The sequence below is a fragment of the Mediterraneibacter glycyrrhizinilyticus genome, assembly GCF_015560805.1.
GTDB lineage: Bacteria > Bacillota > Clostridia > Lachnospirales > Lachnospiraceae > Schaedlerella > Schaedlerella glycyrrhizinilytica_A.
Window position 1 is genome coordinate 192,101 of record NZ_JADMSO010000002.1, and the last position, 11,972, is coordinate 204,072.

The following is an 11,972-nucleotide window of genomic DNA, read 5'->3' on the forward strand; positions in this document are numbered from 1 at the left end:
ATGAGGTGGAAGCATGAAAAAGAAAATGGCACTATTTCTGATCTTGTCAATGTGCATGCTGGGAACGGCGACCGTTCATGCGACAGAATCTGCGGATGGAAGTCAGACGGAGAACCAGAGTGACTCGCAGGATGCCGGAACGGAAAATCAGAAATCCGGATGGCAGGTTGAAGACGGCGGCTGGTACTATTATGCGGATGGGCAGAGGGCAACCGGATGGCTCTATCTTCCGGATGGAACTTATTATCTGGATGAGAGCACCGGAGCGATGCAGACCGGCTGGCTGAATGACGATGGAACCTGGTATTATTTGCAGGAGAGCGGACGGCGTGCTTATGGCTGGATCAATCTTGACGCGTGGTACTATCTGGACTGGAATACCGGAGTGATGTTGACCGGGGAACAAGAGATCGACGGACAGACCTATTATCTGGACGCATCCGGCCGGATGTGCGAGGATAACTGGGTTCAGAGAGAAGACGGCTGGTATTACTATGGTCCGGGCGGAATGAAAAGTTATGGATGGCTTTTACGCTGGGATGGCTGGTATTATCTGGATACGGAGACCGGGCGGATGATGAACGGCGCACAGGAGATCGGCGGACAGGAGTACCGATTCAACGCAAGCGGACATATGTATGAGAATCAGTGGATCCAGGAAGACGGAAACTGGTATTTTTACAATGTCGGCGGTGCGAAAGCAAAGAACGGCTGGACATTGGACGGACAGACATGGTATTACATGGACGCAGAGGGAGTGATGCAGACCGGATGGCTGAATCTGAACGGAACCTGGTATTATCTTCATTCCAATGGTGCGATGGCTTCCGCAACCTGGCTGCAGCTCGGTGGGGAATGGTATTATGTGACCGGGTCCGGCAATATGGTGACCGGTTGGAACCAGATTAACGGAATGTGGTATTACATGTATGAGAATGGCGTGATGGCACATGATACAGTGATCGACGGATATGAGCTGGATTCTTCCGGTGCATGGAATGCAGGTCTTGCTGCAGCCAATGCGGCAGCGCAGGGGGTGATCGCACTGGCAGGAAATGATCTTTACAGTTGCTATCGCTGGATCGTAGATAATTGTACTTATCAGTCATTCTATGAAGAGACGCCTGCCGGATATACATGGCAGGAATGGCGTGCAGTCCAGATGTTCAATAACCGTTATGGCGACTGCCACAGCTTTGCGGCATTGTTCGGATATACGGCAAGAGCGCTTGGATATGACGCACGGATCATCTCGGGATATACAACATCTGTATCCGGCAAATGGGTGGATCATGGCTGGGTAGAGATCAACGGAGCGATTTATGATCCGGATCTGGAATATGAATTAGGATATAACTGCTTTGGACAATCTCCATTTTCTTACAAATATTATTTATAAGATAAAAAAGGCGGAATGAGAAAAACGGGAAATCACTTGAAATCGTGATTTCCCGTTTCGCTTGTCAGGATCTTTACTGGATCCATGCGCCGGTATGGTCAAATGTATAGAGTGTGCCATCGATATTGTAAGTTCCGTTTGTATACAGGTAAGCGTTGGTCGGATCCAAGTAATACCAGGAATAGAAAGTTTCATCCCAGATCCAGCCAAGATCCGCAGCGCCGGTTCCTGTAAAGTGATACCAGAATCCGGTATCGGTGTACGTCCATCCGGTTGCCATGCGCCCGGAGCCGTCAAAGTAGAAAATATATCCGTCGATCTCGTACAGGCCGCGGAGCATTTTGTTGTGGGATAAATAATACCAGGCATTGGAAGCATCGTCCCAGAGCCAGCCGTTGTAAGCGGTGCCGTCTGCATTGAAGAAACACCAGTCGCCGACTGTTGCCTGGGCGGATTCACTGTACCATGTTTCATAATACCATCCGGTTACCATCTGCCCGCTTGGAGTAAAGGCGTAACGTGTTCCGTTGATGTAGCGTACTCCGTCGCTGTACATATATCCATATTGTGGATCCAGGTAGTACCAGGCATTGGATGCCTTGTCCCAGAACCATCCGGTCTGCATTGCGCCGGAGTCTTTAAAATAGAACCAGTAATCGGAGAGGAAATGCCATCCGGTCACCATGTAGCCGTTTGCATCAAATGCATAAGCGGTTCCATCTACTTCATAAAGTCCGTTTTTGGGGTAGGTTCCGTCCGTACATTGGAACCACCATCCGTTCGGGGAATTGACCCAGTCTCCGCGTTTTCCGGAATCTGCTGCGGAAGCTGTCATAGACAGTCCGAATAAGAGACCCGTCAAAAGCAGGATCGGAAGTAAAGCCTTTAAAGATTTTTTCATAAAATAGTCCCTCCTTTTCGTAAAAAACAGTTATTATATACCATTATAGATGATAATCAGAAAATAAACAATGAAGAATCAGAAAAAAGATAAAAAGAAAGAGGACAAGATCTGCCCTCTTTTGTATGTGTTGTATGAAATTAAGAAATTTCTGATTATTACTGAATCCATGCGCCTGTATGATCGAAAGAGTATTCTACGCCGTCGATCATATATGTTCCGTTAGAGTACATATTTCCATATTCGCCGAAGTAATAACATTTTCCGTCGATCCATTTCCAACTGTTCGTCAGAACTGCGCCGTTTCCATCTGTATAAGTCCAGAAGCCATATTCGCTGTCACCGATCCAGATCCATCCCTCTTGATTTACAAGATATCCATATCCGTCAAATGCGTAGATATATCCGTCCGGTGCGGTGTAAGTGGTATTGTTGATCATGTAGCCATTATCGATGTAGTACCAGTGATTGTTTTCCCAGAGCCATCCGTTATATCCGGTACCGTCGGCATTTGCAAGTAACCAAGTTCCGCCTTCGCCTTCGTAAGTTACCCAATACCATCCGCCATATACAAGATGTCCGGCAGCGTCGAATATCCATGCGGTTTCATCGCCTGTTTCTTCATAGATACCCGGAGAAAAAGCAGTATTATTTACCATATAACTATCTGCGATGTAATACCACTGACCGCCGTCTAACAGCCATCCGTCATATTTAGTACCATTCTGATTACGGTACTGCCAGCTGCCTTCCCATTCATCTGTTGGATCGTAGTCATAGTAGTACCAGCCGCTTACCATAGATCCGTCCGGTCTGAGGAGATAACTGGTCTCGTCGATCCAAAAGTAACCGTCATAGTACATAAATCCATATTCCGGATCCATGTAGTACCATGCACCGTCCCATACCCAGCCTTTCTGCATTGCGCCGGAGTTCAGATCAAAATAGTAGTAGTTATCGTATTCATCCTGCCACCATCCGGTCACCATGTATCCCCACTGATCGAAAGCATATTCTACACCGTCGATTTCGTAGAGACCATTGGACGGATACCAGTCATCTGTACACTGGAACCACCATCGGTCACCGTTCTGAACCCAGTAACCTTCTTTGGAGTCTTCTGCGGAAGCTGTCATGGAAAGTCCAAACAGTAGTCCGGTCAGAAGCAGTACCGGTAATAGAGCCTTAAAATGTTTTTTCATAAAAGTTCCCTCCTTTTCATAGGCTTTATCACCATTATTATAGGACAAGTTTCATATATAGACAATAAAGAAGATGAAAAAAATAGGAAAAACTTCTAAAAATAGGATAAAATACTTGCATTTTTGTAAAGAAACATGTAATATCAATAGCAGGTTGTTCGTGAAAATAGAGAGGAGAGATTACATGAACATTCAAGAATATGAATTGATGAACATCCTTGCGGATGAACGATATAAAAACCAAAGAGAACTGTCTGAAAAAACAGGATACTCTTTGGGAAAAATCAACAGTGCGCTGAAAACACTGGTTGAGACCGGATATCTGGATGGGCAGATGGGACTGACAAAAAAAGCCGGGAATGAGATGGAGGAAAAACGTCCGAAAAATGCAGTGATCCTGGCGGCGGGATTTGGAATGCGGATGGTCCCGATCAACGTGGAAGTTCCGAAAGGGATTTTGGAAGTCCATGGTGAACCTCTGATCGAACGTCTGATCCGACAGCTTTTGGAAGCCGGTGTAAAGGAGATTGATATTGTCGTCGGCTTTATGAAAGAGCAGTATGAATATTTGATCGATAAATATGGAGTACACCTTGTGTTCAATAAAGATTACGCAGTGAAAAACAATCTGTATTCTTTAAAACAGGTTCTTCACAAGATCGGAAATACTTATATCATCCCGTGCGACGTATGGTGCAGGGAAAATCCATTTTCAGATCGGGAATGGTATTCCTGGTATATGGTAGGGGAAGAAAAGAGTGAGGAAAGTATTTTCCGGGTGAACCGGAAAAAGGAGCTTGTTCTGACAAAAGGGGAAGAAGCCGGAAACCGCATGATCGGGATCGCATATATTCTGAAAGAAGATGCGGGACATCTTAAGGAGCAGGCGGAAAAACTGTTTGGAAAGCGGGAGTACCGCCAGTCATTCTGGGAGGATGCTCTTGTGTGGGACGGGAAGATGCACTTACGGCCGAGAGAAGTGAAAGGAGACCTTGTTCATGAGATCAACACACTGGAAGAACTTCGGGAACTGGATCATCATTCCAGTCAGTTGAATTCCGACATACTCTCACTGATCGGAGAGGTGCTGGACTGCAGGACAGAAGAGATCGTGGAGATCCGTGCATTGAAGAAAGGGATGACGAACCGGTCGTTTCAGTTTACCTGTCGGAGAAAACGCTATATTGCCCGTATTCCGGGGGAGGGAACCGGAAAAATGATCAACCGCAAGCAGGAATATGACGTCTATCAGGCGCTGAAAGGAAAAGAGATCGCAGATCCGGTGAGATACATTTCTCCTGAAAACGGATATAAGATCACGGAATTTGTGGACGCGAGAACCTGTGATCCGGATTCCGATGAAGATGTATCGCGTGCGATGAAATATCTGCGCGCGTTCCACGACTGCAGGCTGAAAGTCGATCATTCATTTGATCTGTTCGAGCAGATGGAGTATTATGAATCTCTTTGGAACGGTGAGAAATCCGTATTCAAAGATTATCAGAAAGTCAAAGAGCAGATCTATGAATTGAAAGCGTATATTGACCGGCAGCCGAAAGAGATCGCGTTGACACACATTGACGCAAATCATGATAATTTTTTGTTTGCGGGAGAGAAAACATATCTGATCGACTGGGAATATGCGGGGATGCAGGATATCCATGTAGACGTAGCGATGTTCGCGATCTATGCGATGTATGACCGGGAACGGATCGACTGGCTGATCGATCGTTATTTTGAGGGGGCGTGCCCGGAGAAAGTCCGTACGAAGATTTACTGTTATATTGCGGTCTGCGGATTGTTGTGGAGCAACTGGTGTGAATATAAGCGTATGATGGGCGTGGAATTCGGAGAATATTCTCTGAGGCAGTATCGCTATGCGAAAGAATTTTACCGGCTTGCAAAGGAGAGAATGGAAGATGCAGAATGATAAAAAATATAAAGTGGACAATGCGGTGATCATGGCGGCGGGAATGTCTACGCGGTTGGCGCCGCTCTCATACGAGACGCCGAAAGCGCTCTTGAATGTACACGGCGAGGTTCTGATCGAGCGGCAGATCCGGCAGCTTCGGGAAGCCGGGATTGAGGAAATTTTCGTCGTGACCGGGTACAAAAAAGAATGTTTTTCTTATTTGGAAGAAAAGTTTAAGGTGACGTTGGTTGAAAATCCATATTATGAAACAAGAAACAATCATTCCAGTTTGTATGTCGTTCGGGAACATTTGAAGAATACTTATATTTGCTGCGGCGACAATTATTTTCCGGAAAATGTCTTTCGGTCAGAGGAAGAAGATTCCTACTATGCGACGGTTTTTGAAGCGGGAGAGACCGATGAGTGGTGCGTCTTTGCCGATGAGAACGGACGGATCCGGGAAGTGGAGATCGGCGGATGTGATCAGTGGGTCATGAAAGGACATGCATTTCTTGCGGAACCGTTCACCGCGAAACTTTGTGCTTATCTGGAAGAAGCGATGCGGAAAGAAGCTTCGGAAAATCTGTTCTGGGAAGATCTGTTTATCCTCCACAGGCAAGAGCTGGTCTTGTATCAGAAGAAGTTTGAAGATCAGAAAATCTGTGAATTTGACAGCTTGGAAGAACTTCGGGCGTTTGATCCGAAGTACCTGGATCAGACGGGATCTGCGATTATGGAGAATCTGGCGGATATCTTACAATGTACGGAGGGAGAGATCCGGCAGATTTATCCGCTCAAACAAGGAAATCAGGTCGTGGGGATCGAATTTGATTGCCGTGGCGTGAAATATCGATACGAATATGCGAAAAAACAGATCGGGAGGTATGAAAAATGAAACCGGAAAAACTGGAAAAGGGACTGATGAAAAAGCTGGATCTTGTGACGATGACCGTACCGCTGATCGGGATCGTTGTACTTTGTGCGTTGTTTATGATCCTACCGGAGCAGTCCACGAATGTGCTTGGAAAGATCCGGGGATTTTTGGGAGACGATCTGGGAATTTATTATGTGTTGATCGCAGCGGGAGCCTTGATCTGCAGTATGTATATGGCATTTTCCCGTTACGGGAAAATCAGGCTTGGAAATGTGGAAAAACCGGAATATTCCGATTACAAGTGGGGAGCGATGATCTTTACGTCTACAATGGCGGCAGATATCTTGTTTTATTCGTTATGTGAATGGGCGTTGTATGCGAATGAACCGCAGATTGAAGCGATGGGCGGGATCCAGAAATGGGCGTCAACGTATCCGTTGTTTCACTGGGGACCGACTGCATGGAGTTTTTACATTGTACTTGCAGTCGCGTTTGGATTTATGCTTCATGTCAGAGGCAGGGAAAAACAAAAATTTTCGGAAGCCTGCCGCCCGCTGCTCGGCAATCGTGTTGACGGCTGGCTTGGAAAAGCGATCGATCTGATCGCGGTGCTGGCGCTTTTGGCTGGAACGGCAACGACATTTTCCATGGCAACGCCGCTGTTGTCCGCGGCGCTCGGCGAGGTATTTCATATACCGGCAGGCGTGACGCTTACGATCATGATCCTGCTGTTGATCGCAGTCGTGTATACGTTGACGGTATGGTTTGGAATGAAAGGGGTTGCGCGTCTAGCAACCGGATGTACTTATCTTTTCTTTGCACTGCTTGTCTATTTTCTTGTGGGCGGCGGAGAGATGCGGTATATTCTGGAAACCGGAGTGTCTTCGATCGGGAATCTGGCACAGAATTTTATCGGCATGAGTACATGGACGGATCCGCTCCGTGAAAATTCTTTCGTACAGAACTGGACGATCTTCTACTGGGCTTATTGGATGGCGTGGTGTGTGGCAAATCCGTTTTTTATCGGAAAAATCAGCAAAGGTCGGACGATCCGCAATACGGTACTCGGCGGATATGGCTGGGGATTGGCAGGAACATTTACGTCCTTTATCGTGCTCGGAAATTATGGATTGTCACAGCAGATGAAAGGAACGATTGACATAGCAGGCGAGATCGCCGCGGGAGGGGATGTTTCCGCTGCGATTTTGGAAATTTTCCATACGCTGCCGCTGCCGGAGCTGGGACTTTTGATCCTTGTTGTGACGATGGTCGCTTTCTATGCGACAACGTTTGACGCGCTGACGATGGTTGTTTCTTCTTATTCTTATAAGAAGCTGGATGTGGATCAGGAACCGGATAAACGTGTGCGTACATTCTGGTCTGTTTTGTTCATTCTGTTCCCGATCGCATTGATCTTTTCCGAAAATTCGATCAGCAGTCTGCAGTCGGTTGCGATCATCGCAGCATTTCCGATCGGTTTGATCGTCATTGCGATCGTTGCAAGCTTCTTCAAGGATGCGCGGAAATATCTGGAAAGTGGATCGGAGAAAAAATGATTGAAAACGACAAAGGGATTCGTTATAATACATAGGAATCTAAAAACAGGAATTGTTGTTTGGCGGGGAGCGCTTTCAGACGACAATTTCGGTACGAATGAACAAGAGAGGAGAGAACGAATGATCAAAAAAGGGACCCTTTTTTCGGGAATCATCGGAGGCTTGTGCCTTGGCATGGCAGTGGCGTCTGCTTCACTGCTTCCGGTACATGCAGCGGAAGAGGAAGATCATACTGCCGGTGTTTCGATGGGCAAAGAAGCCGATGAGGAAATCAGCACTTATGCGCGGGCGCGTGTGGAAGCTGGATGGAAGCAGGATGCAAAGGGCTGGTGGTATCAGGATGAAGACGGAGGCTGGGCACAGAGAGCCTGGCGGCAGATTGACGGAAAATGGTATTATTTTGCCAGTGACGGTTATTGGAGAGAAGATGCCGATGCACATGAGAATACGTTGAAAGGTATCGACGTTTCCGAGTGGCAGGTGGATATTGACTGGAATGCGGTGAAGCAGGATGGTTATGATTTTGCAATCATCCGCGGTGGTTACAGTTATACCGATCCGAAGACCGGAAAGTATGAGCATGTTGTGGACAAGTATTTCGAGCAGAATATGGCAGGAGCCAATGCGGCGGGGATTCCGGTCGGTGTGTACATATACAGTAAAGCGACGAATGAAGCACAGGCTGTGGAAGACGCGAAGTTTTTGATCGAAGAATCGACGGGCTACCTTGTATCTTACCCGCTTGTGATCGACATGGAAGATTCTTCTCAGGTGAATCTTGGGAAAACCGCGCTTGGAAAGATCGCGAAAGCGTTCAGTGACGAAGTGAAGTCGGCAGGGTATACGCCGATGATCTACACAAATGAAAACTGGTATAAAAATGTGGTGGACATGTCCTATGTCAGCGATGTGGAACATTGGGTTGCGGCTTACGGTATCGAACCGGATGACAGCATCCCGCGCGGGATCTGGCAGTGCAGCAGTACCGGTCGTGTGAAAGGGATCGACGGAAACGTTGATATTAACTTCGGTTACAAAGATTACACAACGATCGTGACGCCTCGGACAGAACCGGCAGCAGGTTATGGAAAACCGGAAGTTGGCGGAGAGTGGAGACTTGATGGCGGCGGCTGGTGGTATCATTGCTATGACGGAACATATCCGAAAAATGAATGGAAAGAGATCAATGGTCAAACTTACCGGTTTGATGGAAACGGATATATGCTGACCGGTTGGCAGTATATTGAGAACGAATGGTATTACATGAACAGCTCCGGCGCCCGTCTGAGCGGATGCTGGCTGGAATTGGGCGGCATCTGGTATTATCTGAAAGAGGACGGCAAGATGGCAGTCGGCTGGCAGCTTGTCGGAAATACATGGTATTACATGTATCCGTCGGGAATGATGGCGACAGGTTGGCAGTTTATCGGGGATTCATGGTTCTATCTGTATCCGTCGGGAGCCATGGCAAGCGGCTGGTTCCTGGACGGAAATACATGGTATTATCTGGATCCGGGCGGATGGATGAGAACCGGCTGGGTATTGGTTGGCGACAGCTGGTATTACATGTATCCGTCAGGAATGATGGCGACCGGCTGGGTATTGGTCGGAGATACATGGTATTATCTGACACCGGGTAACGGAGCGATGGCGACAGGCTGGCTCCTGCTTGGAGACACCTGGTATTATCTGACACCGGGGAACGGTGCGATGGTCACGGGAACACAGGTGATCGACGGTGTGGAATATACATTTTTCAGTGACGGAAGATGTGACTGGTAAATAAAAGAGAAAGACTTTTCAGACTGGATCTTGAGAAAAGAAGGTTCCGGATGAAGAGTCTTTTTGTTTTATCGCATGGGAAATCTTTTTCATGATTACTTTACAGGATGGCAGGATTGCGGTATACTAGCCGGAGATGTCGGTTGCAGTATGCCGGCATAGGAAAAAAGAAAAAGGATCGACAGTATGAAATCGATAAAAGAACAGCCGGGCGAACGCTCGATTTATATATGGAATATTTGCGGAAGTATTGTGAATGCATTGTTTTCTGTTGTTGCATTGATGATCGTGACCCGTTTCTTGGATGACCGCGAGGCAGACATTTTCAGCATTGCCTGGACGATCAGTCAGCTGATGGCAACCGTAGGAACGTTTCAGATCCGTGTCTATCAGGCGACGGACGTGCAGGGGACGTTTTTGTTCCGGCACTATCTGATCTTCCGTATCGTAACGGTGGCGGCAATGATCGTAAGCAGCGCCGCGTATATCGTAGTCCGCGGTTATACAGGGGAAAAGGCGCTGGTCGTGCTTGTTGTCTGCCTGTTCCGTGCAGTGGATTCTCTGGCGGATGTGTATGAGGGATGGTTTCAGCAGAAAGAACGCCTGGATCTGTCCGGGAAAGCGCTGACTTATCGGGTGATCCTTGCGGCGGCAGGATTTGCATGCGGATTGATCTTTACGAAAAATCTGCTGGTTTCCTGTGCGATCCTGTTTGGCGTTTATCTGTTTTGCTTTGTTATCTACGATCTCCGGTATCATATGGCAGTGGAACGATTTCGGGATGTGCCGGACGGGCGTGACCGGAGCGGCTGGTTTGGAAACATGTTCCGGGAGGGACTTCCATTATTTATCAATGCGTTTTTGATCATGTCGATCTTGAATGAGCCGAAGATGGTGATCGATACGGCGATCGCCAATGGAGAGATGAGTGCGGGGATCCAGACGGTGTTCAATATTTTGTTTATGCCGGCATCGGTTCTGAATCTGGCATATATCGTGTTCCGTCCGATGATCACGCAGATGGCGATCGTATGGAACCGAGGGGAAAAACGTCGTTTTTTGAAAATTTTGGGAAAGATCATCGGGTATCTGCTTGCGATCAGCATTGTATTGATGATCGGAAGCGCACTGCTCGGAATCCCGGTTCTGTCTATTGTCTATGCGGTGGATCTGTCAGCTTATAAAAGTGAACTTCTGGTGATCATGGTGGGCGGCTGTGTCTATACGTTTGCGGCGGTACTGGATAATGCGCTTGTTGTACTGCGCAGACAGTATGTGCTTGTGATCGCTTATGCGCTGACATGGATCTATATCATGCTGACAGCCGCATGGCTGGTAGGAGAATGGGCTGTGATGGGCGCATCCCTTGCCTATTGTACGGCAATGGCAGTTTATCTGCTTTTAACGGCAGTGTTGTTTGTGAGCAGTTATCGGAGAAAGTCAGGTGAAGTATGAAAAAATATACAGTGAACAAACCGTATGAAAAAGAAGTGCTGGACAAGCTGCATCGTGTGCAGGTTGAGATCCTGCGTGACTTTGACGCGGTATGTGAAAAACATCAGCTGCATTATTTTGCAGTGTACGGCACTGCGATCGGGGCAGTGCGGCACGGCGGATTTATTCCGTGGGATGACGATGTGGATGTGGCGATGCTCAGAGAAGACTACGAAAAGTTTTTGCAGATCTTTCCGGAGGAGATGGCAGAACGGTATCAGCTGATGACCCCGGAGCTGGATGGAGATTATACATGTACCGTGACGCATCTGCAGCGGAAACATACGAAATTTATTTCAGAGGTGACGGAAAATCTTCCCTATGAACAGTGTATCGATCTGGATATCTTTCCGTTGGATGAGGTGGCGGAAGAAGCGCGTGCACAGAAGAAGCAGGGAAGAATGGCGGTATTCTGGGGGCGGATGTTGTTCCTGTGCGGTTCCGGACAGCCGGTGATCGCAGCGGACGGTCTTGTCGGAAACCTGATGGCGGCAGCCTGTGCCTGCGTGCATGCCGTGCTGAAATTATTCCGTGTTTCACCGAGAAGTCTGTATCGGAAATTTGTACGGACGGCGACCTGCTATAACGGAGGCGGCGGAGAATATGTGACGTCCTTTGAATATAACGGCTGTCTGAAAGACAAAATAAAAAAGAAAGATCTGTTTCCGCTTGAGAAAGTTCCGTTTGAAGATATGGAACTGTATATTCCGGCAAACAATCATGAATTTCTGACACATGTGTACGGCGACTATATGAAACTGCCTCCGGAAAATGAGCGTGTGAACCATATGCCGAAAGTGATCCAGTTTGAGGGAGAGGCGCCGATCTACAACCAATAAACGGCAGAAAACA

9 protein-coding genes are annotated in these 11,972 nt (G+C 47.5%); 7 read left to right on the forward strand and 2 right to left on the reverse strand.

Annotated features, from left to right (window positions below; all coding sequences use genetic code 11):
* Nucleotides 1–13: 13 nt before the first annotated feature.
* Entirely contained in the window at nt 14–1,399 is a 1,386-nt protein-coding gene (locus I2H87_RS02855) for a transglutaminase domain-containing protein (RefSeq protein WP_195609280.1), read from the forward strand.
* 73 nt (nt 1,400–1,472) lie between these two features.
* Here the strand turns inward: I2H87_RS02855 and I2H87_RS02860 are convergent, their stop codons facing one another.
* A complete protein-coding gene (locus I2H87_RS02860; protein ID WP_195609281.1) occupies nt 1,473–2,300 on the reverse strand; it encodes a hypothetical protein in 828 nt (275 codons plus the stop codon).
* A gap of 158 nt (nt 2,301–2,458) precedes the next feature.
* A complete protein-coding gene (locus I2H87_RS02865) occupies nt 2,459–3,502 on the reverse strand; it encodes a hypothetical protein (RefSeq protein ID WP_009267737.1) in 1,044 nt (347 codons plus the stop codon).
* Between the two features lie 184 nt (nt 3,503–3,686).
* Here I2H87_RS02865 and I2H87_RS02870 point away from each other — a divergent pair, with 184 nt between their 5' ends.
* The 6 genes from I2H87_RS02870 to I2H87_RS02895 all read left to right on the forward strand — a co-directional run bounded on the left by I2H87_RS02870 (nt 3,687) and on the right by I2H87_RS02895 (nt 11,959).
* Nucleotides 3,687–5,432 (forward strand): phosphotransferase, encoded by a 1,746-nt coding sequence (locus I2H87_RS02870; protein WP_117550861.1) that lies wholly within the window; start codon nt 3,687–3,689, stop codon nt 5,430–5,432.
* The gene (locus I2H87_RS02875; protein WP_195609282.1) at nt 5,422–6,309 is read left to right on the forward strand and encodes an NTP transferase domain-containing protein; all 888 of its coding nucleotides are present in this window, start codon (nt 5,422–5,424) and stop codon (nt 6,307–6,309) included. The genes I2H87_RS02870 and I2H87_RS02875 overlap by 11 nt, the downstream gene beginning before the upstream one ends.
* Nucleotides 6,306–7,844: a BCCT family transporter gene (locus I2H87_RS02880; RefSeq protein WP_195609283.1), complete on the forward strand. Its 1,539-nt coding sequence runs from the start codon at nt 6,306–6,308 to the stop codon at nt 7,842–7,844. The genes I2H87_RS02875 and I2H87_RS02880 overlap by 4 nt, the downstream gene beginning before the upstream one ends.
* Nucleotides 7,845–7,964: 120 nt before the next feature.
* Nucleotides 7,965–9,626 (forward strand): GH25 family lysozyme, encoded by a 1,662-nt coding sequence (locus tag I2H87_RS02885; RefSeq protein ID WP_195609284.1) that lies wholly within the window; start codon nt 7,965–7,967, stop codon nt 9,624–9,626.
* A 186-nt stretch (nt 9,627–9,812) separates the two neighbouring features.
* Complete coding sequence (locus I2H87_RS02890) at nt 9,813–11,081, forward strand: lipopolysaccharide biosynthesis protein (protein ID WP_195609285.1); 1,269 nt, start codon at nt 9,813–9,815, stop codon at nt 11,079–11,081.
* Entirely contained in the window at nt 11,078–11,959 is an 882-nt protein-coding gene (locus I2H87_RS02895; protein ID WP_195609286.1) for a LicD family protein, read from the forward strand. Before I2H87_RS02890 ends, I2H87_RS02895 begins: the two co-directional genes overlap by 4 nt.
* Nucleotides 11,960–11,972: the final 13 nt, after the last annotated feature.